Consider the following 26,304-nt stretch of genomic DNA (forward strand, 5'->3'; position numbering starts at 1 on the left):
TCAGTCCGCCGCCGCGGCAGCAGGTGCGCGCAGCACGCGCAGCACGCCGTCCGCCCAGTCCAGCCCGATCTGTTCGCCGTCGTCATGCGGGCGGCGGCCGTCGTTGGGGGTCAGGATGGTCAACGCGCCCACGGGCGAATCCAGGTCATACATCCACTGGCTGCCCAGGAAATAGCGCGTGTTGACGACACAGGCCAGCTTGCCCTGGCCGGACGGCACGGGCACCAGCTTCTCCGGCCGCAGCGATAGCTGCACGCTGTCGCCGTGGCGCAGGCCTTCGCCATCGACGACAAGGCTCAACGCGCCGGTCTGCACTTCGGCCTGCGCGCCGCAGCGCGTCACGCGGCCGGGCAGCAGATTGGTCTTGCCGACAAAGCGCGAGATGAACTCGCTTTGCGGGTGTTCGTACATGCGGTAGGGCGCGTCCACTTGCGTCGCGCGGCCGTCCTGCATGACCACGACGCGATCGCTGATGGACAGGGCCTCGGCCTGGTCGTGCGTGACCATGACGGTGGTGGTGCCGATCTTGCGCTGGATGCTGCGCAGCTCGAACTGCATGTCTTCGCGCAGCTTGGCGTCCAGGTTGGACAGGGGCTCGTCCAAGAGCAGCACCGGCGGACGGATCACCAGCGCGCGGGCCAGCGCCACGCGTTGCCGCTGGCCGCCCGACAGTTCGCGCGGGAAACGGTCGGCGTGCTTGTCCAGTTTGACCAGGGCCAACGCCTCGCGCACGCGGTCCTGGCGCTCGGCGCGTTCGACCTTGCGCATCTTCAGGCCAAAGGCCACGTTGTCCGCCACGGTCAGGTGCGGAAACAACGCGTAGCTCTGGAACACGATGCCCAGACCGCGCGTGTTGGGCTTGGCGTGCGTGATGTCGCGGCCGTCCAGCGTGATGGTGCCGCAGGTCACGTCGGCAAAGCCGGCAATCATCTGCAGCGTAGTGGTCTTGCCGCAGCCGGAGGGGCCGAGCAGCGAGACGAACTCGCCCTTGTCGACCGACAGGCAGAAGTCCGAGACGACACGCAGATCGCCGTAGTTCTTGGAGACGTTGTCCAGCCGCAGAAATGCCATGTTCCAAACCCCGTGGCCCGTCCGGGCCCTGCACCGCCGGGTGGAAAAAGTGCCGCCCAGGCTGCCTAAGTGATGGCGCAGTCTAGGAGCCGCCAAAACAGAGGGTCAATTAGGGTTTTCCGAAGAATCGAATTTTTTATTTGTTATTTCCGTTGGACTGAATTTCTTGATAAAAATACGTCAGACTATTTTGATTATCGGAACCCGAGAATGAAGAAATCAGAAACGCCGGAGGATTCCGCGGGCCAGGGCGTGTTGCAGCGGGCGTTCGCCGTGTTGCGCGTGCTGGCCGACGCCAAGGGAGACAAGCTGCGGCTGACCGATATCGCCGCCCGCACGGGTCAGGCGCAGGCCACGGTGCACCGGGTGCTGCAGGGGCTGATGCAGGAGGGTGTGGTGGAGCAGCCGGCCCAAAGCAAGGGGTATCAGCTCAGCGTCGCCTTCTTTTCGCTGGCGGCCGCCGCGGGCAACCATCAGTCCAGCCTGCGCACCCTCTACCGGCCCGCCATGCTGCGCCTGTCGGGCATGCTCAACGACACCATTTTTTTGCTGGTGCGCAGCGGTTTTGACGCAGTCTGTGTCGACCGCGTGGACGGCGCCTTTCCGGTGCGTTCGCACACCGGCGACATCGGCGGCCGCGTGCCGCTCGGCATGGGACAAGGCGGCCTGGTGCTGCTGGCCAGCCTGCCCGAAGCCGAGCGCGAAGAGGTCATGCGCTTCAACATTCCGCGCCTGCATCATTTGGGCTTCGTGGACGAGATCTCGATGCGCGTGCGCATCAAGGAATGCCTGGAACTGCGCTACGCGCGCAGCCAGGGGCAGGGCGTGTTTCCCAACATCGCGGGGCTGGCAGTGCCGGTCTACGATCCCAACGGCGTCACGGTCGCGGCGCTGAGTGTGGCGGCGCCCATCGAACGCATCAGCGACGAACGCCTGCCGCTGATCGTGGAAATGCTGCGCCGCGAGGCCGACGCGGTGGGCGCGCAGATCAACCCCTTCGATCCGGCGCTGCGCCGCCCCAGCCAGTTTCTGGGCACGGGCAACGGGGCGTAAGCAAGGCGCCGGTGCGCGGCGTCCGCGCATAAAAAAACCCGGACACGTGAAGGTCCGGGTTTTCTCGACAAGCGTCGGCGATCAGGTCGGATATGTGCCCGGCAGCAGGATGCTGCGGTCGCCCGGCTCGATCGTGCGGCGGCCGCACAGCGCCATCGTCGTGTCCATTTCCTTGTACAGGATCTCCAGCACGCGGGTGACGCCGGCCTGGCCATACGCGCCCAGCCCGTACAGGAAGGCGCGGCCGATCATCGTGCCGCGCGCGCCCAGCGCCACGGCCTTCAGGATGTCCTGGCCGGAGCGGATGCCGCCGTCCATCCACACCTCGATTTTCGAACCCACGGCGTCGGCGATTCCCGGCAGGGCCGCGATGGACGACATGGCGCCGTCGAGCTGGCGCCCGCCGTGGTTGCTGACGATGAGCGCGTCGGCGCCGCTGTTGGCGGCGAGCTGCGCGTCTTCGACATCAAGAATGCCCTTGATGATGAGCTTGCCGCCCCAGCGCTGCTTGATCCATTCCACGTCGTCCCAGCTCAGGCGGGGATCGAACTGCTCGGCCGTCCACGACGACAGCGACGACAGGTCGCTCACGCCCTTGGCGTGGCCGACGATGTTGCCGAAGGTGCGGCGCTTGGTGCCCAGCATGCCCATGCACCAGCGCGGCTTGGTCGCCAGGTTGATGAGGTTGCGCAGCGTGGGCTTGGGCGGCGTCGACAGGCCGTTCTTGATGTCCTTGTGGCGCTGGCCCAGGATCTGCAGGTCCAGCGTCAGCACCAGCGCCGAGCAGCCGGCGGCCTTGGCGCGGTCGATCAGGTTGCCCACGAACTCGCGGTCGCGCATCACGTAGAGCTGGAACCAGAAGGGCTTGCCGGTGGCCTGCGCCACGTCTTCCAGCGAGCAGATGCTCATCGTGGACAGCGTGAACGGCACGCCGAAATCGGCGGCAGCCTTGGCGGCCAGGATCTCACCGTCGGCATGCTGCATGCCGGTCAGGCCCGTGGGCGAAATCGCCAGCGGCATGACGACGTCCTGACCCACCATGGTGGTGCGCAGCGACCGGCCTTCCATGTTGACCGCCACGCGCTGGCGCAGCTTGATCCGATGAAAGTCGCTTTCGTTCGCGCGATAGGTGCCTTCGGTCCAGGCGCCGGAATCGGCGTAGTCGTAGAACATGCGCGGCACGCGCTTCTGCGCGACAACGCGCAAATCTTCGATGCAGGTGATCGTAGAAAGGTTAGCGGTCATGGTGTCTGTGGAGTGATAGGGGGGCGCCAGCGCCGCCCAGTATACGCGCCGAGGCCGGCAAGCGTCGCTTGCCGGCCCCGTTCGCCCCCCTGCGCAAAGGCTCTATGGCCCCTGCACGCCCAGCCCTAGCGCGGCCACACCTTGCTGACCGCGCGGATCGTCGCCCACGCCACCCAGCGCGGGCTGGTCAGCCGCGCGCCCGGCAGCCGGCGCATCACGTCCACCGCCAGCCCGCCGCGCTTGTGCCATTGCTTCTTGCGGGTCTGGCTGTCGGTCCAGCGGCCTTCCAGCCACGGGAATTCCCGGCGTCCCGGCTTGTACACAGGCGGCGTGTTGTAGATCAGGATGTACGCCAGCCGCGGCGTCTGCGACGTGTTCGGTCCGGTGAAGTGCAGCGTGCGCGCATCGTGCACGGTGATGCCCCCCGGATCGAGCGGCTCGGCCACCGCCTGATCGCGCGGGAAATCGCCGCAGCATTCCAGCGGATGCAGCGTCTTGTCGCCGCCCGGGGAACGATGCTCCAGCACGTCCCACTTGTTCGATCCCGGCAGGAACTGCATGCAGCCGTTCTCGACGGTGGCCGGCTGTAGCGCCAGCCAGATGCTCAGTTCGTTGTAGACAAAGTCCGGCGACCGGAACGCTTCGTCCTGGTGCCACGGCGTTTCCGGTCCGTGCGGGCCGGGCTTGAGCAACGCGTGCTCGCCATACAGCGCCGCCTGCGGGCCCAGCAGCTGCCGCGCCAGTTCCAGCGTGCGTTCGTGGTAAACCGTCTTCAGCAGTCCCGGGGCATAATGTCGCGGATCGTGCAGACTTGGAAACTTGGCGGGCTTGGTCGGATCGTCACGGCTCACAAAGTCATACTGCGCGCCCTCGTTGTAACCCGTCTTGTTCGAGAACAAGTCCAGCAGCGTCCTGCGGATGTAGCCGACCTCGTCCTGAGGGCACATGTCCTTCAAGGCCAGGTACCCCTGATCCCTGTAGCGCGCTGTCTCGGCATCCGACAACAAACTGGTCTCTTCCATAATGGCTTCTCCAAGCTCTGGTAATGGGTATTTCTAAGCTGGCACGTTTTGACATGGGCTCTAACGTATCGCTTCGAAGCCCGCCGGGCCTATAGACCATCCGCTGTAGCCGGTTCCGCCTACGCCAGTCGTGCGTGGCGGCGCATCATCCGAAGGAAAAACCCATGCAAGACCCTAAGGCCGATACCCAGATCGAAACCGTCCACGTCACCGTCAGCGGCACGGTGCAAGGCGTGGGATACCGGCACGCCACGGTGCGGCGCGCTCACATGCTTGGCGCGAAGGGCTGGGTGCAGAACATGCTGGACGGCACGGTCGAGGCGCTGGTGCAGGGCACGCCCGACCAGGTCGATCACATGCTGGAATGGCTGCGCCGCGGACCGCCGGGCGCATCGGTGCAGGAAATCATCACGCGCCGGGAGTACACCGATAAGCGTTACATCCGCTTCGAGCAACTTTGAGGGCCGCGGGCCCTCGCCGGCACGCTGTAGGCCGGGCGGACGAGGCCCCGGTACCGTAAAGGCTGACTGGCGTTAGCGCGTACGCAACCAGCGCGCGCCAACCTGGTTGATGACCAGCCCGGCCAGCACGCATCCGGCGCCCGCCCATTGCAGCGGCTGCAGCCGCTCGCCGAACGCCATGGACGCCGCCCACAGCCCCACCACCGGCACCAGCAGCGAGAACGGCGCGACCTTGGCCGCGGGGTGGCGCGACAGCAGCTGCGTCCACAGCGTGTAGGCGACCAGGGTGGCCAGCACCGCCAGATACAGCACCGACAGCGCTTCGCCCCAGCCCATGCCGGTGACCATGCCCACCACCGGTTCCCAGCCGTCGATCAGCACGGCCAGCGCCAGGAAGGGCAGCACCGGCGCGGCACTGCTCCAGGCAATGAAGGCGAAGGGGTCGTAGCCGGGCGCCTTGCGGCTGGCCAGCCGCACGATCATGTTGGACACCGCCCACATGAACGCGCCCCCCAGCGTCAGGACAAAACCCAGCATCGTCATCTGCCCCGGCCCGTCGCCGCGCGCCCCGGCAATGACCGCGAGGCCCATTGCGGCCACGCCCAGGCCGATCCAGTGATGCCGCCGGGCGCGCTCATGCAGCACCGGCGCGGCCAGCAGCAACGTGAAGAAAGCCTGGGTCTGGATGACAAGCGACGCCATGCCGGCCGGCATGCCGAACTTGAGCGCGGTAAAGAGCAGGCCGAACTGGCCCAGCCCCTGGACCAGCCCGTAGGCCGCGACCCAGTGCCACGGCAGACGCGGCATGCGCACGAAGAGAATGAGCGGGAAGGCCGCCAGCGCGAATCGCAACGCGCCCAGCATCATGGGAGACAAGCCCCGCATGCCGACCTTCATGACGACAAAATTCAGACCCCAGATGACCACCACCGCGAGGGCGCAGAAATAGTCTTTCCGGGAAAGATGAGTGGGGGTGGACATGGCGGGCATTATCGCATCGCCCACCCCAAAAAAGGCTGAATCAGCGCGCGTTCAGCACCGCGGAAAACGCCTTGACGGCCACATCGATATCGTCATCGCCGATGTGCCGGTGCGTGACGCAACGCAGCCGCGTGCGGCCCCAGGGACGCGTCAGCACGCCTTGCGCCTGCAGGGCAGCGACCCATTCGGCATTGGTCATGCCGGTGTCGGCGGTCTCGACCTGCACGATGTTGGTTTGCGGCACGGTCGCGGTCAGCGCGGGCGCCAGCGTGTTGACGCCGTCGCTCAGCCGGCGCGCGCGCACGTGGTCTTCGGCCAGACGCGCGCTCATGTGCTGCACGCCTTCCAGGCCGGCTGCGGCCATGATGCCGGATTGGCGCTGCGTGCCGCCCAGCATGCGGCGCAGCGAGCGCGACTTGGCGATCACGTCCTGGCTGCCCGCCAGCACCGCACCCACCGGCGCGCTCAGGCCCTTGGACAGGCACAGCGACACCGTATCCGTATGACGCGTGATGTCCGCGGCCGGCACGCCCAGCGCCACCGCCGCGTTGAACAGCCGCGCACCATCCAGGTGCACCGGCACGCCAGCGGCGCGGGCCATGCCATGCACGGCCTGCATGTGGTCCAGCGGCAGCACCGCGCCGCCCGCGTTGTTGTGCGACGTCTCCATCGCCACCAACGCGGTCTTGAGGCGGTGGCCGCCGGTCATCAGCGCGTCTTCGAGCCGGTTCAGGTCCATCGCGCCTTCGGCGCCGGGCAAGCCTTGGTAGAACAGGCCCGTGAACGTGGCCGCGCCCCGTTCGGACGTGTACATGTGGGCAGTCGCTTCCAGCGCCACCTGCTCGCTGCGTTGCGTTTGCGCCAGCACGGCCAGCAGGTTGGCCATCGTGCAGCTCGGCACGAACAGACCCGCCTCCTTGCCCAGGCTGGCCGCCACGTAGGCCTCCAGCTCGCGCACGGTGGGATCGCCGTCCAGGCCGTCATCGCCGATCGGCGCGGTGCGCATGCGCTCGTACATGGCGGCGGTCGGGTGCGTGACCGTATCGCTGCGCAGGTCGACGCGGAGTTGGGGGGGTTCGGCGGGGGTCCGCTGGGTCATGGCGTTCAATGCTGCAAAATTTTGGAAAGAAATTGGCGCGTGCGCGGGGCACGCTCCTCGACATTGCCGAAGAACTGCTCCTTCTGGCAGTCCTCGACAATCTTGCCGCCGTCCATGAAGATCACACGGTCGGCGACGCGGCGCGCGAATCCCATCTCGTGGGTCACCACCATCATGGTCATGCCTTCGCCCGCGAGGTCGGTCATCACGTCCAGCACCTCGTTGACCATCTCCGGGTCCAGCGCCGACGTGGGCTCATCGAACAGCATCACGACCGGGTCCATCGACAGCGCCCGGGCGATCGCCACGCGCTGCTGCTGGCCGCCCGACAGTTCGCCGGGATGCTTGTCCTTGTGCGCCGACAGGCCCACGCGTTCGAGCAGGGCAAGCGCGCGCTGACGCGCTTCGTCCTTGCCGCGTTTCAGCACCTTGATCTGCCCCAGGCACAGGTTCTCGGTCACCGACAGGTGCGGGAACAGCTCGAAGTGCTGGAACACCATGCCCGCCACCGCGCGCAGCTTGGGCAGGTTGGTGCGCGGATCGCCCACCGACACGCCGTTGACCACGATCTCGCCCTTCTGAAAGGGCTCGAGCGCGTTGACCGTCTTGATCAGCGTGGACTTTCCCGACCCCGACGGGCCGCACACCACGACGACTTCACCGCGGCGCACGGTGGTGGAGCAGTCGTCCAGCACCTGAAAGTCGCCGTACCATTTGCTGACCTGCCGGATCTCGATCATCGGGGGATTGGAAGAGGATTGCATCGTTGAACCTGTGGATAACGTGGGCGCCGCGGCAAGCGGCTCAGCGCAGCACCCGCGTGCGCTTTTCAAGCTGCTTGACCAGACGCGATGCCGTGAAGCAAATCACGAAATACACCACCGCCACGAAGAGATAGAGTTCGACCAGCCGGCCGTCGCGCTGGCCGATCTTGGACGCGGCGCCCAGGAAGTCGGTGAGCGACAGCACATACACCAGCGACGTGTCCTGGAACAGGATGATGACGCGCGTCAGCAGCGCCGGCACCATGTTGCGCAGCGCCTGCGGCAGCACGACGTAGCGCATGCCCTGCCAATGGTTCAGGCCCAGCGCCATGCTGGCCGACACCTGGCCGCGCGCGATGGACTGGATGCCGGCGCGCATGATTTCGCAGAAGTACGCGGCCTCGAACAGCGTGAACGTGATTACCGCCGAGTTGAACGCCCCCACGCGCAGCGGCGTGGGCGAGCCCACCACCCACGCGGCGATGTACGGCATCAAGAAGTAGAACCAGAAGATCACCAGCAGGAGCGGGATCGAGCGCATCACGTTCACGTAGATGCCCGCCGGCACCGACAGGATCTTGTAGCGCGACAGGCGCATCATCGCCAGGATCGTGCCCAGCGCCAGCCCCATCACCGCCGCCAGCACCGTCAGCGTCAGCGTGAAGGTCATGCCGGTCTGGAACAGGTACGGCAGCGAGCCCCAGATCACATCGAAATCGAATTTGCCCATCTCAGCGCCCCAATCCCGCAGGCGACTTCGCGGCCGCGCCGATCAGGCCAGGCACCGCGACACGGCGCTCGAGCGTGCGCATCCCCAGCACGACGATGCCGTTCAAAATCAGGTAGATCACCGTCGCGGCCGAGAACGCCTCGAAAATGTGAAAGCTGAACTCCGCCATGGAGCGCGCCTGGCCCGTCAATTCCAACAGGCCGATGGTCAGCGCCACCGACGAATACTTGATCGTGCCCATGAACTCCGAGGTCAGCGGCGGCAGCACGATGCGATAGGCCTCGGGCAGGATGATGTAGCGGTAGACCTGCGCCTCGGTCAGGCCCAGCGCGGTCCCCGCCTGAAACTGGCCGCGCGGCAGCGACTGGATGCCTGCGCGCAACTGCTCGGCCACGCGCGCCGATCCGTAAAAGCCCAGGCACAGCACCGCAGGCACGAACTGCCCCCACGGCTGCGGCATCTGCTTCATCGCCAGGCCCCAGGCATGCGGCAGCAGTTCGGGCAGCACGAAGTACCACAGGAACATCTGCACCAGCAGCGGCACATTGCGAAAGAGCTCCACATAGGTCGCGCCGATGGCGTTCATCAGACGGGACTGCGCCGTGCGCATCACGCCAAGCCAGGACCCCAGCAACAGCGAGAACACCCACGCCGTCAGTGCCAGCGCGAGCGTCCAGCCCACGCCGATCAGGATCGTTTCCAGGAAGGTATGCACGCCGTCCGGCGACATCTCCAGGAAGACGCTCCAATTCCAGTTGTAATTCATGCCCTCGCCCTTGATTGCAACGCCGGTCATGGCCGGCGTCCTTGCTTCATGCGCCGCGGAAACGCGCTGCGCCCCGCGGCATGCGGCTTACTCGTAGGCCTTGGGATCACCCGAGTCGGTGGGCTTGGCGAGGGCGCGCTTCAGCGCGTCGCTCATCGGATACTTCAGGTTGATCTGCTTGGGCGGGATCGGCGCGTTGAAGTACTTGTCGTACAGCGCGGCAACCTTGCCGGTCTTCATCAGGTCCAGCACCGCATCGTCGACCACCTTCTTGAACTTGGGATCGTCCTTGGGCTGCATGATGCCGTAGGGCGCCAGTTCCAGACCCTTCTTGCCGATCACGAAGGCGTCCGGGTTCTTGGACGAGGCCACGGCGCCATAGGCGATGCCGTCGTCATTGGCCGAACCCGCGGCGCGGCCCGATTCCACCATCAGGATGGTCTCGGCGGTGTCCTTGGTGGGCGCCATGGAAATGCCCAGGTTGCCCTGCGCATTCAGTTGCGAGATCAGCTTGAACGTCTGGCCGCCGGCCTGCGCCGCGATGGTCTTGCCGCGGAACGAGGACAGGTCATTGGGGTCCACGCCGCCGTCCTTGCGCGCCACCAGCACCACCTGCGCCACGAAGGTCGTGGGCGCGAAGGACACCAGCTTGTGGCGGGCTTCGTTGTTGGTGGTGTTGCCGCACTCCAGGTCGATCGTGCCGTTGGCCAGCAGCGGAATGCGCGTGGCCGACGTCGTCGGGTTGTAGCGGACTTCCAGCTTGGGCAGCTTCAGCGCTTCCTGCACGTACTTGGCGACTTCCTGGCAGATCTCGACCGTATAGCCGATCGGCTTCTGGTTGCCGTCCAGATAGGCAAACGGCACCGAGGTCTCGGGGTGGCCGATCGTGAGGACGCCGGTTTCCCGGATCTTGTCCAGGCGGCTGGGACCTTCGGCATGGGCCGTCGCGGTGGTGCCCAGCAGGGCGGCGGCGACGGAGATCGCGGCAAGTGCTTTCATCTGATTCCCTTGGCGCCGTACGTGCGGCGCGTGTTTATGTACACGATCGGCGGATCCAGTCTGGCTGGCGACCGCCGCGTCCCGCGATGAGCCCCGCGGCTGGCAAAAAGTATCAACTAGCAGTATGGTTTTATCCAGTTCCAATCAGGTATTCCTCTATACGGATTTGACATGGCCATTACTCGCATGGGCTTGCGACACATTGAGGCGTTCCGCGCCGTCATGATGACCGGATCCATGACCGCTGCGGCCCGCCGAGTGCATACCTCGCAGCCGCACGTTAGCCGCTTAATCGCGCAATTGGAAGCCATCACCCAGTTTCCATTGTTTGACCGCAATGGCAGCCGGCTGAGCCCGACTCAGGACGGGTCGCGCTTCTTTCAGGAGGTCGAAAAGACCTTCATCGGCCTCGCCGGCCTCGAGTCGGCGGCGGCCAGCATCCGCTCGTTCAGCGCCAGCCGCCTGAGTGTGGCGGCCATGCCACGCCTGGCGGGCGGGCTCCTGGCGCGCATCGTGGCCGCCTTCAAGACCGAGTACCCGGACGTCATGGTGTCCATCCACTCGGGCAACGCCAGCGCGGTTCACAACTGGATCAGCTCGGGGTTCTGCGACACGGGGCTGGCGATGCTGTCCGGCGAGGCGCCCGGCATCCAGGTCGAGCCGGTGCTCACGATGAGCTGCGTGGCGGTGCTGCCGCGCGGACACCGCCTGACCAAACTGAAAAAGCTCAAGCCCGCCGACTTCGCGGGCGAGCCCTTCGTCGCGTTTCCCAGCGGCACCCCGCTGCGCGAAAAAATCGACGCCGTCTTCAAGTCCGCCAAGGTCGAGCGCCATACAGTGGCCGAAGCCGGACTGGGCTCGTCGGTGTGCGCGCTGGTGGGCGCGGGGCTGGGCGTGGCGCTGATCAACCCGCTGGCGGCGCGCGAGGAATACGAAGCGAACGGCGTCGAGGTCCGGCCGTTCAGCCCGGCGGTCCCGGTCACGGTGGCGCTGCTGTATCCCCCGTATCACACGCGCACGCGCCTGGTCACGGTGTTCTCGCGCTATGCGCACCAGCTGATGCAGGAAGAGATGGGGGATTTGAAGGCGCGGCCACCGCGGTAGCCGTTCGCTGCAGCGATGAACGTGGAGACGGTGTCTGCCTAGGCCCGCACGATCAGGTGTCTGACACCCGCTGAGACACCGCCACAAACCGACAACCATCTCCCCAGGGTGTCAGACACCTTTGCCGCACTTGCCGAGGCTCGCACGATCAGGTGTCTGACACCCGCTGAGACATCGCCACAAACCGGCGACCATCTCCCCAGGGTGTCAGACACCTTTGCCGCTCTTGCCTAGGCTCGCACGATCAGGTGTCTGACACCCGCTGAGACATCGCCACAAACCGACGACCATCTCCCCAGGGTGTCAGACACCTTTGCCGCACTTGCCTACGCTCGCACGATCAGGTGTCTGACACCCGCTGAGACACCGCCACAAACCGACGACCATCTCCCCAGGGTGTCAGACACCTTTGCCGCAACTGCCTAGGCTCGCACGATCAGGTGTCTGACACCCGCTGAGACACCGCCCCAAGCCGGCGACCATCTCCCCAGGGTGTCAGACACCTTTGCCGCAACTGCCTAGGCTCGCACGATCAGGTGTCTGACACCCGCTGAGACACCGCCGCAAACCGGCGACCATCTCCCCAGGGTGTCAGACACCGTTGCGGCAACGGCCTACGTCGGCGTCACCCGCCCGTCACGGTGCAGCATCACCAGCCCACCCGTATCGCCCCGCATGGCCCGCACCGGCTCGCCCTCGGTCCACTGCGCGACAATCGCCGGCGGGCCGTTGTAGACGCCCGCCGCCGTCTGCAAGGACTCCGGCGATCCGATCCAGGCGTAGACAGGTTCATGCAGCCAGTCGCCACCGGCCCGCGCCACGCCCACGTAAAGGCCGTCCACGTTGTGAGGGCAGGGCGCATGGCCCGCTTGCAGCGCCAGCCACCCATACCCGCCGTCCCACGCCAGCCCGAACGTCAGCACATGCCGGCAGGCCAGGACTTCGCGGCCTTCGGCCATGTCGTAGACGCCTTCGGCCCACTTCTCGTCGCCATCGTCATCGCGACCCACATTCGCCAGGATCCGCGCATAGCGCCCCGCCTGGCCTTCAGGCGCGGGCTCCGGGACGCCAGGCAGTTCCGACGGCAGCCAGCTCACCTCGCCGAGATCGCTGTAAACGAGGGGCACCCGCACCGCCCCCTCGCCATCCACCACGCCGCGCCGCGCATCGGGCGTCAGCACGCTGATGCGCATCAAGCCGCTTGTCCACAGCTCGGCGGCTTCCGCCGAGGTATCCAGCGGCGCCAGCGCGGCAAAGCTCGCATCCAGCACCGGGCGACCCGACGCGTCGATCAGCCCCTGCATCCCATCGCGCTCGGTGATGAACGCGTGCAGGTCCTCGTCCCAATAAACGTCCTCCCACTCGGGCGCCACCACCCATGCGCCGCGCCGGTCGACGAGCCCCCACGCCTGCGCCTCGAGCGCGGGCGCCAGGCCCCCGGGGCAGAACGACCCCGCGTCCTCGAAGCGCGGCGTGATCGCCCAGCCACCCGACTTGTCCACAAAGCCCAGCCGATCTCCCACGCGCGCCACCACCAGGCCTTGCGCGCAGTTCCAGGCCTCATCCAGTGACGGCGGCAGGATTTCACGGCCGTCCGCGGCGATCAAACCGACCCTGTCGCCCACCTGGACGCTTGCCACGTCCTCTTCAAAATCCCACACCGCGTCAAAGCGCGGCGCCACCAGCACGCGCACGACGTTCTCCGCCACCTGCAGCAGCCCGGTGCGTCCTTCGCGGCTTATCCACAGCACGCCTTCATCGGACGCGCCGCTGGGCCAGATCGCATCCCACTGCGGCGCCATCACCGGCAGCCAGCAATCGTCGTCGGATTCGGCTTCCGGATCGACGGCGCGCAGCCCCCACAACTTGTCCACACGGTAGCGGTACAACCCGCCGCCAAGCCAGGCGCCGTCATCATCGCCGCCCTCAGCCACGTAGTCCTCGAAACTGACCGTGCGGGCCGGCTCCTGTTCGTGAAAGTAGGAATGCGACAACCCCCCAAAGCCGAACCCCCACGCCCAGCCGGACGCGTCGCCGGCATCCTGCACGTCCAGCAACTGGCAGACGGCGGCCAGGTCGCCGACCTGCATGCCTTGCTGCAGCGCCCGCCAGCGTTCGTCGCACAACGTGCGCGTCTGGTGAACGTAAGCCGCCGCGCCGCCCGCGTACAGCCACGCCAGTTCATTCAGATTTGCGCTTATCCACAGGTCGCCTTTGCCGTCGTGTTCGTCGATCAGCTCGTCCAGATACTGCGTGGCGGCGTCAAACTGCAGCATGTGCGGCGCATCATCCCGATCCGCATGCGACCGCATGAACGCCGCCAATTCCCTCAGACGCGCGCGGGCGGCACACACATCGGCGGCAATGCCCGCCCCATCGCCATCACCAAGGAGGTCCTGTTCATCCGGCGCCGCAACGGACTCGCCACTCGCCAGCAGCACCTGCCACAACGTCGGCAGGTTGCCGTTCGCGCTGGCGATCTCCGCGGGCGGTTCGCTTTCATCCTCGTCCGAGCACAGATACAGCCAGGCCCGATTTCCCATCTTCACTTCCTTTGATTGCAGAGGCGCCCTGGGGCGCTTGATTGGTGACGCCTGATCGCCGGATCCGGAAAGCCAAAAGGCCAGCCCGGATCGGGCTGGCCTTCGATGTGCAATCACGTTCAATCCGCACGGCCTTTCGTCAGGTCTTCCAGATCGAAGTGTATTCGCGAATCCACCGCGGGCAGATCCGCTGGCGCCCATTCAACCCGCGCTGCCGCCACCACCTTGAGACGCCGCCAGCGCAACCGCACTCTCAAAGTTCTTGCCGTTCTCATTGGCAATGGCTTCTGCCAGCTTCATCATCATGGACATCAAGGACGAATTCAACACGGCCACTTTCACCTGAAGGGCGGCCGTCAGCGCGGCCTTCTGCTTTTCATCCATGGTGGCCGACTGAACATCGCGCAACTCCTCCAGCGCTTGCGCAAGCTGCTTCTCCAATTGCGCAATCTGCTCCCTGAGCGACTCAAGCGATTCGCCTCCATTCTTGGCGGGATCCGAGTCCTTGCTCTGTTGCGCCGCCGACGTGTCGGCCGACGACGCGTCAGCATTTGTCTGCGACTCCGGCTCCATGGTGCTGACTTCATTCACTTGAGAAGCGCGAGGGGGGGACGGTGGTTCGTACCGCGAAGCGACTGGCGTCGAACTGGCACTGCCGATCTCTACTATCATTTTTGGTGTCTCTGAAAAAGCGGCTCGGAAAGCGGTTGTGGCGAACGCGCCCACACTCGTCTGAACCACAGTCAAGGCAAAGGCGTCCAGCAACCCGCCAAAAATTCTAGTAGCGGGTCTGAAGCACCAATGGCCGTTCTGCGCCACGGTGATTGCCTGGTTGTGCCATGTCCGGCTTCAGACCCGACCGTGAAATACGTAGCGGCAGCTCTCCAGGACATGCCGAAGGCGAACCTAGGTCTGCCGGCGAAACTCGCCGGGCGTCAGCCCGCAGAACAGACGAAACTGCCTGACAAAATGCGATGCATCGCTGTAGCCGCACCTGCGGCCAATCTCCGCGACACTCAAGGCGCGAAAGACACGACTCGCGAGCATTCGCTTCGCCGTCTCCAGGCGTATCTCGGCAATCGCCCGCGGAATTGATATCCGTAATCCGGACGTGTGCCGATACAAGGTACGCACCGACATGCCCAGATCTGCCGCCACATCCGCAGCCGTGAGGCTGGACTCAACATGGCGGTCGAGCAGCACCTTTCGTACTCGTTCATACACACTTCTGGCGGCGCTGCGCGTCGTATCGGGAGCATCCTCCACGGCAAGACCGATGAGGGCGCCAAGTTGATCGACGAGCGTGCTCTGCATATCAACCGTGGCGTCCGCAAACTCCGAACATAGCTGCCGGACAAACGCGCACAACACGCGAGACCAGCCTGTCGAGGCATCCAGGCGAACGCCGACGTGATCTTCAGGATTGGCTATCCATACGCTGATCCAGCTGCTTGGAAAACTTATCGAAAAGACCTCCGACGCTTCCGGCAGGCGCAGCGTGTACTCCCGGCGCGAACTCAACAAGACAAGGTCTTCAGGTTGCAAGCGTTCGGCACGTCCACGGGTGCCCAATGACCACATGGCGCGGTATGACCCAACGAGAAAATAGCGCTCATGGCTATCTGTGGCGATGTTGGCCGCGGTACGCCGGACCGTCACGCCGACGCTGGCCTCGGTCTTGCTGATGCGCAACACGCCCATCTCACGCGACCGAAGTTCTGCCCGAAAGTGCGCATCGTCCGGGATGGTGATTTCCACCTTGGCGATGGATTGGCCCACCGCATCTATCCAGTACTTCCTTCTTTGCGTCACGGGAACCGTATCGGTAGACCAGAACTGAACCAAGGTATCCGGATCATTCATAGGAATACTCGTGCTGCAAACATCGGCATGCGCATCGCGCGGGCGGTCCCGCGCACCGCATGGCCCGCTGCGCGCCTCAGGCCGGGTCGGGGTTCACTGGCCGGGGTGCTTGGGATTCCACAGCCTGAGGCTGCTGCGGCGCTCATATCCCTTGCCATTCGGGTAGCTGACGAGTTCCATGTCTGAACCCCAAGGCGAGCGAAAGTGGACCCACGTCTCACCTTCGGTATCGCCCGATGTCATCGTGACGGGTTTACCCAGAACGGTGATGCCTTGAGCCTTCAGATATGACACCGCGCCCTCGATATCGTCGGTGTAGAACGCGATATGCGAGGCGCCAATATCCTCGGCACGAGGCATGGTCTTGCTGCCGCGCGAATTCCTGTACTCGAACAACTCGATGTTCGAACCCTCCGCGCAACGCAGCATGGCAATCGTGACGCTATCGGCGCGGGGCGCGAAACCCGCAGCATCGGGCGACGCCGTCGGATCCAGCTGAAATGGCCCGATTCGTGTCACCGGTTCGCATCCGAAGGCACTAACGAAGAACGTCTCCGCCTGTTTCAGATCGGGCACGTTGATACCCACGTGATCCACACCCGCCACGCGGATGCCGGCCGCGTGCGATGCCCCGCCTGCCAGAACGCCAATCGCCATGAAGCAAGAAGCCAGTAGATTCATGATGCGTATCTCACTTACGGACGATCGAGAAAGACGTGGGCGCTCGCAAGCTTGCCGTCTTTGATGGTGAAGATATCCTCTCCGTGCACCTGATCCGGATTGCCGCGCGGACCATAGCTCCAGACCACACGGCCGACACCATGATTCCAAGTAATCGGAGCGGGCGTGAACCGGAATCCCGCATGGGTTCCTTGCAACTGCTCGATCAGGCGGTTTACTTCCGCGTAACCTGCAGCGACGCCGCTTTGATCGGCCACGAAGAAATCTTGCGTGTACACCTGGTCAAACTTCAATTCGCGGGAGTGTGAATCGGCGTCGTTCCATATCGAAAAATGGACGTCGATCAAGCGTTGCGCCACATCGGCGGCGTCGTGCATGTCGGGTTTCATGGGTGATGTTTCCTGTGCGTGCGTATAAGGCGCGCTGCACATCGCAGCCAGCGCCAGTACGCAATGAGTCACGAATTTCATGTTGAAGTCGCGATCGGAAGTGCAATGCGCTCAGACCTGCGCCATCCCGCCGTCGACAAACAGCTCGATGCCATTGACGAAGCTCGCCGCGTCGGAAGCCAGAAACGCCACGGCCTTGCCGATCTCTTGCGGTTCGCCCAGGCGGCCCAGCGGCACCTGCGCGGCCAGATGATCGAACAGACCCTGGCGGGCTTCGTCGGGAACCAGACCGCCCAGGCCCGGCGTGCGGATCGGACCGGGGCTCACAACATTCACGCGGATGCCGCGCGGCTTCAGATCCAGCGCCCATGAGCGCGCGAAGTTGCGCACCGCGGCCTTGCTGGCGCTATACACGCTGAAGTTTTCCGTGCCCTGGATCGATACGGTCGACGCGGTGAGAATTACCGAGGCGCCATCGACCAGCAACGGCAAGGCCTTTTGCACGGTGAACAAGGTGCCGCGCACATTGGTGCCGAAGATGCGATCAAAGTGCTCTTCCGTGATCGCGCCCAGCGGCATCATGTCGCCGCCGCCCGCGTTGGCGAACAGGATGTCGAGCTTGCCGGCGCTCTTGGCGATCTGGGCGTAGACGTTGTCCAGGTCGCTCAGCACCGACGCGTCGGCGCGGATGCCCGTTGCCGCGCCGCCGATGCTGGCCACGGCGGCGTCAAGCTCGGCCTGACGGCGGCCGGTGATGAAAACGCGCGCCCCCTGCGCGGCCAATTCCTGGGCGGTCGCCAGGCCGATGCCCGTGGTGCCGCCGGTGACGAGTGCAATCTTGCCGTTGAGTTGCTGATTCATGATGAGCTCCATTTACTTGATGAGGAAGTTGTCAGTCAGCCGGCTAGGGAGGGAAGTCTCCTGAATCGCCGTGTTGACTGCGCATGGAGGTACTGTAGGCGTGCCGGGATAATGGATAAACCCTGCAAGATTGAAATAACTATCCATATTTATGGATAATCGCCACGCATCGGGGCAATACGCTGCGCATCGACGCCGCGTCAGAGTTGATTTGAAACGCCGGGCACCAATGAAAAAGGGGCTGCAAAAGCAGCCCCTTGTACGAACACCGGATATCCCGGGAGGAATCTAGGTATTCGCGGGATCCATCACGATCAGGCGTCGATATTGCCCGCCGACAGCGCGTGCGTTTCGATGAAGTTGCGGCGCGGTTCGACGTCGTCGCCCATCAGCGTGGTGAAGACCTCGTCGGCCGCGATGGCGTCCTCGATCTGCACGCGCAAGAGGCGGCGCACCTTCGGGTCCATCGTGGTCTCCCACAGCTGCTCGGGGTTCATTTCACCCAGACCCTTGTAGCGCTGCTTGGAGATGCTGCGGTCGGCTTCGCTGCGCAGCCACTGCATGGCTTCGCGGAAGTCGGACACGGGCTGCTCCTTGCGCTTGTCGCCTTCGCCGCGCGCGGCCATCGAACGCGCGCCGACCTTGCCCAGGAAGCTCTTGGCAGCCTTGGACAGGATGGCGTAATCGGAGCCATTGATGAAGTCGGCGTCGATGATGCTGACGCGCACGTTGCCGTGGTGCATGCGCTGCACGGACAGGCGATGGCGTTCGGTGGCTTCGTCGAATTGCGGAACGACTTCAACGCCATTGCCGTTGATGGGATCGCGCATGGCATCGGCCAGCCGCTTGGCGGAGTCCGCGGTGGACTCGGCGGTTTCCAGGTTGATCTCGACGCCTTCGGCCATGGCCGACAGCGCGCCCACGTCGAACACGCGCGACAGACGGGCGATGACGCCGTCGGCCGCCACGTACTGGCGGGCCAGGTCGTTCAGCTCTTCGCCGCGGATGATGTTGCCGCCCGAGATGATCTCGGCGTCCTTCAGGGCGAGCGTCAGCATGAACTGCGCTTCTTCCTGGTCATCCTTCAGATAGCGCTCTTCGCGGCCAACCTTGACCTTGTAGAGCGGCGGCTGCGCGATGTACACGTAGCCGCGCTGCACCAGCTCGGGCATCTGACGGTACAGCAGCGTGAGCAGCAGGGTGCGGATGTGCGCACCGTCGACGTCCGCGTCGGTCATGATGATGAGGCGGTGGTAGCGCAGCTTGTCCACGTTGAAATCGGGACCGATGCTGGTGCCCAGCGCCGTGATCAGCGTGGCGATCTGCTCGCTGGCGATCAGGCGGTCAAAGCGCGCCTTCTCGACGTTCAGCACCTTGCCGCGCAGCGGCAGGATGGCTTGGAACTTGCGGTCGCGGCCCTGCTTGGCCGAGCCGCCTGCGGAGTCACCCTCGACGATGTACAGCTCGCACAGCGCGGGATCCTTTTCCTGGCAGTCAGCCAGCTTGCCGGGCAGGCCGGCGCCTTCCAGCACGCTCTTGCGGCGCGTCATCTCGCGCGCCTTGCGCGCGGCTTCGCGGGCACGCGCGGCTTCGACGATCTTGTTGCACAGGGCCTTGGCGTCGTTCGGGTGCTCGAGCAGCCAGGTTTCCAGCGTGCGGGCCACGGCTTCTTCAACGGCCGGACGCACTTCGCTGGACACCAGCTTGTCCTTGGTCTGGCTGCTGAACTTGGGCTCGGGCACCTTCACGGACAGCACGCAGGCCAGGCCTTCGCGCATGTCGTCGCCGGACGTCTCGACCTTGGCCTTCTTGGCCAGCTCGTTGTCCGTGATGTACTTGTTGATGATGCGCGTCATCGCGGCGCGCAGGCCGGTCAGGTGCGAACCGCCGTCGCGCTGCGGGATGTTGTTGGTGAAGCACAGCACGCTTTCGCTGTAGCTGTCGTTCCACTGCATCGCCACTTCAACGCCCACGGACACGCCGCCGGCGGCGGACTCGGTGCTGACCGAGAACACGTTCGGGTGCAGCACGGTCTTGGCGCGGTTGATGTACTCAACAAAGCCCTTCACACCGCCCGAGAACGCGAAGTTCTCTTCCTTGCCCTGACGCTGGTCGACCAGACGGATCTTGACGCCGTTGTTCAGGAACGAAAGCTCGCGCAAGCGCTTGGAGAGGATCTCGTAGTGGTATTCGATGTTGTTGAAGATGATCGGGTCGGCCAGGAAGCGCACTTCGGTGCCGCGCTTGTCGGTCGTGCCGGTCACGGCCAGGGGCGCCACGCGCTCGCCCTGGCGGAATTCCATCTGGTGCACTTCGCCGTTGCGGCGGATGGTCAGCCGCAGCCATTCGGACAGTGCGTTCACGCACGACACGCCCACGCCGTGCAGGCCGCCGGACACCTTGTACGAGTTCTGGTCGAACTTGCCGCCGGCGTGCAGTTCCGTCATGACGATTTCGGCCGCGCTGCGGTGGAATTCGTCGTCCTTGTGGATGTCGGTCGGGATGCCGCGGCCGTTGTCCGTGACGGAGATGGAGTTGTCGGTGTGGATCGTGACGACGATGTCGTCGCAATAGCCGGCCAGGGCTTCGTCGATGGCGTTATCGACGACCTCAAACACCATGTGGTGCAGGCCGGTGCCGTCGGACGTGTCGCCGATGTACATGCCGGGGCGCTTGCGCACGGCCTCCAGCCCCTTGAGCATCTTGATCGAGTCAGCGCCGTAGCCGCTGGTCTCGGGAGTGGTGTTCTGCTGATCTGACATGTCTGTATCGATAACGCTTTAAAGAACGGCCTGGCGGCCGGACCGCCCGCGAACCATCCGGTCCGCAAGCGGCACAAACCCACGGGGGGGAATGCGGATCAGATCCGCATCGGCATGACGACGTACTTGAACTGGTCGTCTTCGGGCAGGGTGATGAGCGCCGACGCGTTGGCATCGGGCATGACCGACCACTGGATGTTGTCGACCTTCACGTTGGCCAGCACGTCGAGCAGATAGCCCACGTTGAAGCCCACGTCCAGCGCTTCATGGCTGTAGTCGATGTCGATTTCTTCCTGCGCCTCTTCCTGCTCGGCGTTCGAAGACGAGATCTTCATCTGGTTCTGCGCCAACTGCAGGCGTACGCCCTTGAACTTGTCCGTGGTCAGGATGGCTGCGCGCTGCAGGCTGCCCTGAAGCGCTTCGCGGCCGACCAGGAAGTGGCGCGAGTAGTTCGTGGGAATCACGCGCGTGAAATCGGGGAACTTGCCTTCGACCAGCTTGGAGACCAGCTCGACGTCGCCAAAGCGGAAACGGATCTGGCCCGGCGCCACGTCGATGGAGACGGTCTCGTCGGAGTCTTCCAGCAGGCGCTGCATTTCCAGCACGGTCTTGCGCGGCACAATGACTTCGTGGCGCTCGGCGATGCCGTCGGCTTCGGTCGAGCAGTGCGCCAGGCGATGGCCATCGGTAGCGACGGCGCGCACGCGGCCCGGTTCAAACACCAGCAGCATGCCGTTCAGGTAGTAGCGGATGTCCTGCTGGGCCATGGCAAAGTGCACCATGTTGAACAGGTGGCGCAAGGTGCGCTGCGGCATGGTCAGCGATACGTCCCACTGCTCGGGCTGAGCGACGGTGGGGAACTCGCTGGCGGCCAGCGTCTGCAACGCAAAGCGGCTCTTGGCGGACTGCACCGACAGCTTGTTGCTGGCCAGGGCCAGGCGCACGTCGCCGGTATCGGGCAGGGCTTTCAGGATGTCCAGCAGCTTACGCGCGGCCACCGTGGTGGACTCGTTGTCCTGGCCGACACCAAAGTCGGCGTGCGTTGTGATCTGCACTTCCAGGTCGGTCGCAATAAAGGCAACCTTGTTGCCTTCCTTGCGCATCAGGATGTTCGCAAGAATGGGCAGGGTATGGCGTCTTTCGACGATGCCCGCCACAGTCGACAGCGGTTTCAGCAATGCATCGCGTGTGGTTTGTACGAGTTGCATGTTCATCCTTTTAGAGTTTGTTCCAACACGTGCAGGGTATGGTTGAGCTCCGCTTGCTTGGCGCGGGCATCGGAAATCTTGCGAACGGCGTGCAGCACCGTGGTGTGATCACGGCCGCCGAATAAATCGCCGATTTCCGGCAGGCTTTTCTGGGTCAGCTCCTTGGCCAGGTACATCGCAACCTGGCGCGGCAACGCGATATTGGCCGGCCGGCGTTTCGAGTACATGTCGGCGACCTTGATCTTGTAGAAGTCCGCCACCGTCTTCTGGATGTTTTCCACGGTGATCTGGCCGTTGGACACCGACAGGAGGTCCTTCAGCGCTTCCTTGCAGACATCCACCGTCAGCACGTCGCGGCCGTGGAAGCGCGCGTAGGCCAGGACCTTGCGCAGCGCGCCTTCCAGTTCGCGCACGTTGCTGCGCAGGTGCTTGGCGATGAAGAACGCCACTTCCTCGGGCATGGGCACGCCTTCGGACTCGGCCTTGCGCAGCAGAATCGCCACGCGCATCTCCAGCTCAGGCGGCTCGATGGCGACCGTGAGGCCCGAATCAAAGCGCGAGATCAGTCGGCTGTCGATGCCCGACAGTTCCTTGGGGTACGTATCGCTGGTGATGATGATCTGCTTGCGCTGCGCGACCATCGCCTCGAACGCATAGAAGAATTCTTCCTGCGTGCGGTTCTTGCCGGAGAAGAACTGGATGTCGTCGATCAGCAGCAGGTCGAGCGAATGGTAGTAGCGCTTGAAATCGTCGAACGCCTTGCGCTGGTACGCCTTGACCACGTCGGACACGTATTGGTCGGCATGCACATAGCGCACGCGCACCCCGGTGCCCGCCGCAACCATGGCGTTGCCGATGGCGTGGATCAGGTGGGTCTTGCCCAGGCCGACGCCGCCATACAGGAACAACGGGTTGTACGAAGTGCCGGGATTTTCCGCGACCTGCAGTGCCGCAGCGCGCGCGAGCTGGTTGGCCTTACCGGTCACGAAGTTCTCGAACGTGAGGTCGGTATTCAGGCGCGAACGCTCGTACACGATGTTGGCGGCGTCCGCGTTCACGGCCTGCGCCGCGACGGTCGTCGCGGGAGCGGACGGGGCGGTCGTCACGGTGACCGTCACGGGCGGCGCGGCGCCGGAGGGGGGCGCAGCGGACGGGTGCGGTTGTTGGGCTGGCTGCTGCGCACGCACGGGCGCGACCGGCATGCGCGGCGCGGTCCCTTGCGAAGGCAGCTCGAACAGCACCTGCACCGGACGCTTGAACCACTCCGCGGCCAACGCTTCGATCTGGTGGGAAAAGTTTTTGCGCACCCAATCCAGCTTGAAGCGGTTGGGCGCGGCAACGCGCAGCACCGCCTGCGTTTCGTCGTACGCAAGCGGGACCAGCGGTCGTATCCACGCGCTGATTTGTTGGGGGGGGAGTTCCTGCTCAAGACGACTGACGCAGGTCTGCCAGAATTCTTTCATGTCGCTCTTATTCAAACCTCGATTCTACCTTGCCCGGGCGGGGGTTATCCACAGGGAAGGGCATGAGTGTCTATATGATCCCTCCTTAACTGTTTGACAAGACAGGGAAAACTTGCTGAAATGGTGGGCTTTTCCGAATTCTGTCTGTCAGAAGGTTTCGCAGAAAGCTGGCCGGACACGCTCCTACAAGAGCAATTTGTCCGGTTTTTAGCTTTGCTGAATAGGTCGCCCGAGATGAAATTCTCGGTACAGAGCCCCGTCTCAGAGTTGTTTTTTGCACCGGTTGCAAAAGCCGTTGCAAGAATGCTCTCTAGATACCCGCTTCTGCTTAGCGCGACGTGGAACCCTCCGGGCAGGTCCCTTCTGACTTTGTTCTTTTTGTGGATCGTCCATGAAACGCACCTACCAACCTTCCGTTACCCGTCGCAAGCGCACCCATGGCTTTCGCGTGCGCATGAAAACCCGCGCTGGCCGCGCCATCCTGAGCGCCCGCCGCGCCAAGGGCCGCAAGCGTCTGGCCGTCTAAGTCCAGTTTTCCGGTTTTCCGGAAACTGACTTTCGCACGGACCGACCATATTGCAAGACCTCTCGCAATCCTGTTCCGGTTCCGCGCAACCGCCTGATCCGCAGTCCATGCCGCGCTCCACGCTTCCCCCGGAGGCGCGGCTGCATCGCCCCTCCGAGTTTGCCGCCGCCCTTAAAGGCCGGCGTCTTGCCCGAGGGGCATTCTTCATTGTGAGCGCCGCTCCCAATGATCTGCCTCCCGGTCAGGACCCCTGTGCTCGCCTGGGGCTCATCATCGCCAAGCGGTTCGCCGCCCACGCCTCCACGCGCAACGCCTTGAAGCGGGTCATCCGCGAAGCGTTCCGCCATCGGCGCCTGGCGCTGCCGGCAAAAGATTACGTCGTGCGCCTGCATAGCAAGGTCGCGCCCGCCACGCTCACTGCGCTGAAACGCGCAGCCAGAGCCGAAGTGGACGCTCACTTTGAGCGGATCGCGCGATGATCAAGGCGCTACTCATTGCCCCGATCCGGTTCTACAGGTTCTTCCTGAGTCCCTGGATCGGCCGGCAATGCCGTTTTACTCCGACCTGCTCGGCGTACGCGATCGAAGCGATCGAGCGCCACGGTGCATGGCGCGGCTTCTGGATGGGAGTCCGGCGCATCGGCCGTTGCCACCCCTGGTCGCCCGGGGGCCTGGATCCGGTTCCGCCGGCCAAGGGAACCAACGACGCCCGTTGCTGCTCCCACAGCCACCGCATCGAGCACGATTGACGCTAAACTGGCGGGCTTTGCTGGCCCGTATTCACTTCAGTAGGCACCATGGATATCCGACGAACCGTCCTCTGGATGATTTTTTCCTTTTCGCTGTTGCTCCTTTGGAACAACTGGCAAATCCATAACGGCAAGCCGTCGCTGTTCGGGGCCCCGCCCGCGGCCAGCACGAGCGAATCGCCGGCTGCAGCCAACAACGCGACGCCGTCCGTGCCCAGCGCCCCGACAGCCACCGCTGCCCCGGCCTCCACGGTGCCTGGCGCCGCCACGCCCATTCCCACGCGCTCCGAAGAAGTTGTCATCACCACTGACGTTCTGCGCCTGACCTTCGACACGATGGGCGCCCAACTGGTGCGCGCCGAACTGCTGAAGTACCCGGCCACCGGCCAGCCCGACAAGCCCACGGTTCTGCTGGACCGCTCTGCGGGCCTGAACTACGTGGTGCAGACCGGCGTGGTCGGCGCCCCCAGCGGCCAAAGCTTCCCCACGCACCAGACGCCTTTCCGCCTGGTCTCCCAGGAACGCGAACTGACCGGCGACAACCTGGTCGTCACGTTCGAAGGCGAATCCGGCGGCGTGAAGGTCACCAAGACGTTCACCCTGCACCGTGGCCGCTACGACATCGACGTGCGCCATGACCTGGCCAACGTCGGCGCCGCCCCCGTCACGCCCTCGCTGTACCTGCAGATCGAGCGCGACGGCAACGACCCGGCCGACACGTCCAGCTTCTATCACACGTTCACGGGCTTTGCCGTCTACTCGGACCAGGACAAGTTCCAGAAGAGCACGTTCAGCGACATCCAGAAGAAGAAGGCCAGCTACATCAAGCAGGCGGACAACGGCTGGATCGCCGTCGTCCAGCACTACTTCGCCACGGCCTGGGTGCCCCCGCAAGGCAAGCCGCGCACCAACGAACTGCTCGAAGTCCAGCCGAACCTGTACGCCGGCCGCAGCATCGAAGCCGTCGGCGACATCGCCCCGGGCGCCGCCGCTCGCGTCGATTCGCACCTGTGGGTCGGTCCGCAAGACCAGAAGGCCATGGCCGCGCTCGCGCCGGGCCTGGAACTGGTGGTCGACTACGGCTGGCTGACCATCATCGCCAAGCCGCTGTTCACCCTGATGACCTGGCTGCATTCCATCCTGGGCAACTGGGGCTGGACGATCGTCGCGCTGACCGTGCTGATCAAGGCCGTGTTCTACCCCCTGGCCGCCGCCAGCTACCGCTCGATGGCCCGCATGAAGCAGGTGGCTCCCCGCCTGCAGGCCCTGAAGGAAAAGTACGGCGACGACAAGCAGAAGCTCAATGCGGCCATGATGGAGATGTACCGCACCGAGAAGATCAACCCGCTGGGCGGCTGCCTGCCGATGCTGGTTCAGATTCCGGTGTTCATCTCGCTGTACTGGGTGCTGCTGGCCAGCGTGGAAATGCGCGGCGCGCCGTGGATCCTGTGGGTTCACGACCTGTCGGTCCGCGATCCGTTCTTCATTCTGCCTGCCATCATGATGGCCACCATGTTCCTGCAAATCAAACTGAACCCGACGCCCCCGGATCCCATCCAGGCCAAGGTCATGATGATCATGCCGCTGGTGTTCGGCGGGATGATGTTCTTCTTCCCCGCCGGCCTGGTGCTGTACTGGTGCGTCAACAACATCCTGTCGATTGCGCAGCAGTGGTCCATCACCCGCGCCATCCAGAAGAAGTCGGAAGCGGCGGCCAATCGCTGATCGCCCTCCCGAAACAAGAAACCGGCCTTTCGAGGCCGGTTTTTTTACGCCCATTGCCAATGAAAAGCGAAAGGCACACTCAGCATTTTCTATGCCCATGAGGCATATACATAGGTATTACTTATCGCCGAAGCAAGATCAATCAACTTCACATAGCCCACCATCACACCTATGATGGCTCTGATTTTTCCCTCCGGCGGCCTGTCTGCCGGAGTTTTGCTGCAACGCCGCGCCGCCCGG

25 protein-coding genes are annotated in these 26,304 nt (G+C 64.4%); 7 read left to right on the forward strand and 18 right to left on the reverse strand.

What is annotated here, in order from left to right:
- On the reverse strand, positions 1–1,071 hold the full coding sequence (locus ASD71_RS16285; RefSeq protein WP_056565969.1) for an ABC transporter ATP-binding protein: 1,071 nt from the start codon (positions 1,069–1,071) through the stop codon (positions 1–3).
- A 210-nt stretch (positions 1,072–1,281) separates the two neighbouring features.
- On the opposite strand from ASD71_RS16285, the gene ASD71_RS16290 reads away from it, so the two are divergent.
- Positions 1,282–2,124, forward strand: coding sequence for an IclR family transcriptional regulator (locus ASD71_RS16290; protein ID WP_056565972.1), 843 nt, complete (start codon positions 1,282–1,284; stop codon positions 2,122–2,124).
- Between the two features lie 81 nt (positions 2,125–2,205).
- Here ASD71_RS16290 and ASD71_RS16295 read toward each other — a convergent pair whose 3' ends face one another.
- Both ASD71_RS16295 and ASD71_RS16300 read right to left on the reverse strand, forming a co-directional pair.
- Positions 2,206–3,369, reverse strand: coding sequence for an alpha-hydroxy acid oxidase (locus ASD71_RS16295; RefSeq protein WP_056565975.1), 1,164 nt, complete (start codon positions 3,367–3,369; stop codon positions 2,206–2,208).
- A gap of 125 nt (positions 3,370–3,494) precedes the next feature.
- Positions 3,495–4,391, reverse strand: coding sequence for a phytanoyl-CoA dioxygenase family protein (locus tag ASD71_RS16300; protein WP_056565979.1), 897 nt, complete (start codon positions 4,389–4,391; stop codon positions 3,495–3,497).
- 164 nt (positions 4,392–4,555) lie between these two features.
- On the opposite strand from ASD71_RS16300, the gene ASD71_RS16305 reads away from it, so the two are divergent.
- Complete coding sequence (locus tag ASD71_RS16305; RefSeq protein ID WP_056565981.1) at positions 4,556–4,852, forward strand: acylphosphatase; 297 nt, start codon at positions 4,556–4,558, stop codon at positions 4,850–4,852.
- 72 nt (positions 4,853–4,924) lie between these two features.
- Here ASD71_RS16305 and ASD71_RS16310 read toward each other — a convergent pair whose 3' ends face one another.
- From ASD71_RS16310 to ASD71_RS16335, 6 genes are all read right to left on the reverse strand, one after another.
- On the reverse strand, positions 4,925–5,833 hold the full coding sequence (locus ASD71_RS16310) for an EamA family transporter (protein ID WP_056566999.1): 909 nt from the start codon (positions 5,831–5,833) through the stop codon (positions 4,925–4,927).
- A 40-nt stretch (positions 5,834–5,873) separates the two neighbouring features.
- Complete coding sequence (locus ASD71_RS16315; protein ID WP_056565984.1) at positions 5,874–6,932, reverse strand: low specificity L-threonine aldolase; 1,059 nt, start codon at positions 6,930–6,932, stop codon at positions 5,874–5,876.
- 5 nt (positions 6,933–6,937) lie between these two features.
- A complete protein-coding gene (locus tag ASD71_RS16320) occupies positions 6,938–7,672 on the reverse strand; it encodes an amino acid ABC transporter ATP-binding protein (RefSeq protein WP_056565987.1) in 735 nt (244 codons plus the stop codon).
- Positions 7,673–7,736: 64 nt separating this feature from the next.
- The gene (locus ASD71_RS16325) at positions 7,737–8,426 is read right to left on the reverse strand and encodes an amino acid ABC transporter permease (RefSeq protein ID WP_056565990.1); all 690 of its coding nucleotides are present in this window, start codon (positions 8,424–8,426) and stop codon (positions 7,737–7,739) included.
- 1 nt (position 8,427) lies between these two features.
- Positions 8,428–9,192 carry an amino acid ABC transporter permease gene (locus tag ASD71_RS16330; RefSeq protein WP_056567002.1) on the reverse strand — a complete coding sequence of 255 codons (765 nt, stop codon included), beginning with the start codon at positions 9,190–9,192 and terminating at the stop codon, positions 8,428–8,430.
- Positions 9,193–9,279: 87 nt separating this feature from the next.
- Positions 9,280–10,191: an amino acid ABC transporter substrate-binding protein gene (locus tag ASD71_RS16335; RefSeq protein ID WP_056565993.1), complete on the reverse strand. Its 912-nt coding sequence runs from the start codon at positions 10,189–10,191 to the stop codon at positions 9,280–9,282.
- A gap of 171 nt (positions 10,192–10,362) precedes the next feature.
- Here ASD71_RS16335 and ASD71_RS16340 point away from each other — a divergent pair, with 171 nt between their 5' ends.
- Positions 10,363–11,295 carry a LysR substrate-binding domain-containing protein gene (locus tag ASD71_RS16340; protein WP_082578919.1) on the forward strand — a complete coding sequence of 311 codons (933 nt, stop codon included), beginning with the start codon at positions 10,363–10,365 and terminating at the stop codon, positions 11,293–11,295.
- A 614-nt stretch (positions 11,296–11,909) separates the two neighbouring features.
- On the opposite strand, the gene ASD71_RS16345 is transcribed toward ASD71_RS16340, so the two are convergent.
- The 9 genes from ASD71_RS16345 to dnaA all read right to left on the reverse strand — a co-directional run bounded on the left by ASD71_RS16345 (position 11,910) and on the right by dnaA (position 23,065).
- The gene (locus ASD71_RS16345; protein ID WP_056565998.1) at positions 11,910–13,838 is read right to left on the reverse strand and encodes a WG repeat-containing protein; all 1,929 of its coding nucleotides are present in this window, start codon (positions 13,836–13,838) and stop codon (positions 11,910–11,912) included.
- A 201-nt stretch (positions 13,839–14,039) separates the two neighbouring features.
- A complete protein-coding gene (locus tag ASD71_RS16350) occupies positions 14,040–14,429 on the reverse strand; it encodes a hypothetical protein (protein ID WP_156395158.1) in 390 nt (129 codons plus the stop codon).
- A 315-nt stretch (positions 14,430–14,744) separates the two neighbouring features.
- Positions 14,745–15,701, reverse strand: coding sequence for a helix-turn-helix domain-containing protein (locus tag ASD71_RS16355; RefSeq protein WP_056566004.1), 957 nt, complete (start codon positions 15,699–15,701; stop codon positions 14,745–14,747).
- A 93-nt stretch (positions 15,702–15,794) separates the two neighbouring features.
- Positions 15,795–16,382 carry a VOC family protein gene (locus ASD71_RS16360; protein ID WP_056566007.1) on the reverse strand — a complete coding sequence of 196 codons (588 nt, stop codon included), beginning with the start codon at positions 16,380–16,382 and terminating at the stop codon, positions 15,795–15,797.
- A gap of 14 nt (positions 16,383–16,396) precedes the next feature.
- A complete protein-coding gene (locus ASD71_RS16365; protein WP_200949402.1) occupies positions 16,397–16,771 on the reverse strand; it encodes a nuclear transport factor 2 family protein in 375 nt (124 codons plus the stop codon).
- A gap of 111 nt (positions 16,772–16,882) precedes the next feature.
- Positions 16,883–17,632, reverse strand: a complete 750-nt coding sequence (locus ASD71_RS16370) for an SDR family NAD(P)-dependent oxidoreductase (RefSeq protein ID WP_056566010.1) — start codon at positions 17,630–17,632, stop codon at positions 16,883–16,885.
- A gap of 314 nt (positions 17,633–17,946) precedes the next feature.
- The gene (gyrB, locus tag ASD71_RS16375; protein ID WP_056566013.1) at positions 17,947–20,394 is read right to left on the reverse strand and encodes a DNA topoisomerase (ATP-hydrolyzing) subunit B; all 2,448 of its coding nucleotides are present in this window, start codon (positions 20,392–20,394) and stop codon (positions 17,947–17,949) included.
- A gap of 98 nt (positions 20,395–20,492) precedes the next feature.
- Positions 20,493–21,602, reverse strand: coding sequence for a DNA polymerase III subunit beta (gene dnaN, locus ASD71_RS16380; RefSeq protein ID WP_056567008.1), 1,110 nt, complete (start codon positions 21,600–21,602; stop codon positions 20,493–20,495).
- 2 nt (positions 21,603–21,604) lie between these two features.
- Entirely contained in the window at positions 21,605–23,065 is a 1,461-nt protein-coding gene (gene dnaA / locus ASD71_RS16385; RefSeq protein WP_056566018.1) for a chromosomal replication initiator protein DnaA, read from the reverse strand.
- A 391-nt stretch (positions 23,066–23,456) separates the two neighbouring features.
- Between dnaA and rpmH the strand changes: the two genes are divergently transcribed.
- The 4 genes from rpmH to yidC all read left to right on the forward strand — a co-directional run bounded on the left by rpmH (position 23,457) and on the right by yidC (position 26,064).
- The gene (rpmH, locus tag ASD71_RS16390; RefSeq protein WP_006228069.1) at positions 23,457–23,591 is read left to right on the forward strand and encodes a 50S ribosomal protein L34; all 135 of its coding nucleotides are present in this window, start codon (positions 23,457–23,459) and stop codon (positions 23,589–23,591) included.
- Between the two features lie 107 nt (positions 23,592–23,698).
- Positions 23,699–24,070, forward strand: coding sequence for a ribonuclease P protein component (locus ASD71_RS16395; RefSeq protein ID WP_056566021.1), 372 nt, complete (start codon positions 23,699–23,701; stop codon positions 24,068–24,070).
- Positions 24,067–24,339 (forward strand): membrane protein insertion efficiency factor YidD, encoded by a 273-nt coding sequence (gene yidD / locus ASD71_RS16400; RefSeq protein ID WP_056566024.1) that lies wholly within the window; start codon positions 24,067–24,069, stop codon positions 24,337–24,339. The genes ASD71_RS16395 and yidD overlap by 4 nt, the downstream gene beginning before the upstream one ends.
- A gap of 48 nt (positions 24,340–24,387) precedes the next feature.
- A complete protein-coding gene (yidC, locus tag ASD71_RS16405) occupies positions 24,388–26,064 on the forward strand; it encodes a membrane protein insertase YidC (RefSeq protein WP_056566026.1) in 1,677 nt (558 codons plus the stop codon).
- The last annotated feature ends 240 nt before the right edge of the window (positions 26,065–26,304 follow it).

The sequence above is a fragment of the Achromobacter sp. Root565 genome, assembly GCF_001427425.1.
Taxonomy (GTDB): domain Bacteria; phylum Pseudomonadota; class Gammaproteobacteria; order Burkholderiales; family Burkholderiaceae_B; genus Achromobacter; species Achromobacter spanius_D.

Bases quoted from the DNA above. Each gene is read 5' to 3' on its own strand.
- ASD71_RS16285 (WP_056565969.1), bottom strand. From the start codon at position 1,071: ATGGCATTTCTGCGGCTGGACAACGTCTCCAAGAACTACGGCGATCTG.
- ASD71_RS16290 (WP_056565972.1), top strand. From the start codon at position 1,282: ATGAAGAAATCAGAAACGCCGGAGGATTCCGCGGGCCAGGGCGTGTTG.
- ASD71_RS16295 (WP_056565975.1), bottom strand. From the start codon at position 3,369: ATGACCGCTAACCTTTCTACGATCACCTGCATCGAAGATTTGCGCGTT.
- ASD71_RS16300 (WP_056565979.1), bottom strand. From the start codon at position 4,391: ATGGAAGAGACCAGTTTGTTGTCGGATGCCGAGACAGCGCGCTACAGG.
- ASD71_RS16305 (WP_056565981.1), top strand. From the start codon at position 4,556: ATGCAAGACCCTAAGGCCGATACCCAGATCGAAACCGTCCACGTCACC.
- ASD71_RS16310 (WP_056566999.1), bottom strand. From the start codon at position 5,833: ATGTCCACCCCCACTCATCTTTCCCGGAAAGACTATTTCTGCGCCCTC.
- ASD71_RS16315 (WP_056565984.1), bottom strand. From the start codon at position 6,932: ATGACCCAGCGGACCCCCGCCGAACCCCCCCAACTCCGCGTCGACCTG.
- ASD71_RS16320 (WP_056565987.1), bottom strand. From the start codon at position 7,672: ATGATCGAGATCCGGCAGGTCAGCAAATGGTACGGCGACTTTCAGGTG.
- ASD71_RS16325 (WP_056565990.1), bottom strand. From the start codon at position 8,426: ATGGGCAAATTCGATTTCGATGTGATCTGGGGCTCGCTGCCGTACCTG.
- ASD71_RS16330 (WP_056567002.1), bottom strand. From the start codon at position 9,192: ATGAATTACAACTGGAATTGGAGCGTCTTCCTGGAGATGTCGCCGGAC.
- ASD71_RS16335 (WP_056565993.1), bottom strand. From the start codon at position 10,191: ATGAAAGCACTTGCCGCGATCTCCGTCGCCGCCGCCCTGCTGGGCACC.
- ASD71_RS16340 (WP_082578919.1), top strand. From the start codon at position 10,363: ATGGCCATTACTCGCATGGGCTTGCGACACATTGAGGCGTTCCGCGCC.
- ASD71_RS16345 (WP_056565998.1), bottom strand. From the start codon at position 13,838: ATGGGAAATCGGGCCTGGCTGTATCTGTGCTCGGACGAGGATGAAAGC.
- ASD71_RS16355 (WP_056566004.1), bottom strand. From the start codon at position 15,701: ATGAATGATCCGGATACCTTGGTTCAGTTCTGGTCTACCGATACGGTT.
- ASD71_RS16360 (WP_056566007.1), bottom strand. From the start codon at position 16,382: ATGAATCTACTGGCTTCTTGCTTCATGGCGATTGGCGTTCTGGCAGGC.
- ASD71_RS16365 (WP_200949402.1), bottom strand. From the start codon at position 16,771: ATGAAACCCGACATGCACGACGCCGCCGATGTGGCGCAACGCTTGATC.
- ASD71_RS16370 (WP_056566010.1), bottom strand. From the start codon at position 17,632: ATGAATCAGCAACTCAACGGCAAGATTGCACTCGTCACCGGCGGCACC.
- gyrB (WP_056566013.1), bottom strand. From the start codon at position 20,394: ATGTCAGATCAGCAGAACACCACTCCCGAGACCAGCGGCTACGGCGCT.
- dnaN (WP_056567008.1), bottom strand. From the start codon at position 21,602: ATGCAACTCGTACAAACCACACGCGATGCATTGCTGAAACCGCTGTCG.
- dnaA (WP_056566018.1), bottom strand. From the start codon at position 23,065: ATGAAAGAATTCTGGCAGACCTGCGTCAGTCGTCTTGAGCAGGAACTC.
- rpmH (WP_006228069.1), top strand. From the start codon at position 23,457: ATGAAACGCACCTACCAACCTTCCGTTACCCGTCGCAAGCGCACCCAT.
- ASD71_RS16395 (WP_056566021.1), top strand. From the start codon at position 23,699: ATGCCGCGCTCCACGCTTCCCCCGGAGGCGCGGCTGCATCGCCCCTCC.
- yidD (WP_056566024.1), top strand. From the start codon at position 24,067: ATGATCAAGGCGCTACTCATTGCCCCGATCCGGTTCTACAGGTTCTTC.
- yidC (WP_056566026.1), top strand. From the start codon at position 24,388: ATGGATATCCGACGAACCGTCCTCTGGATGATTTTTTCCTTTTCGCTG.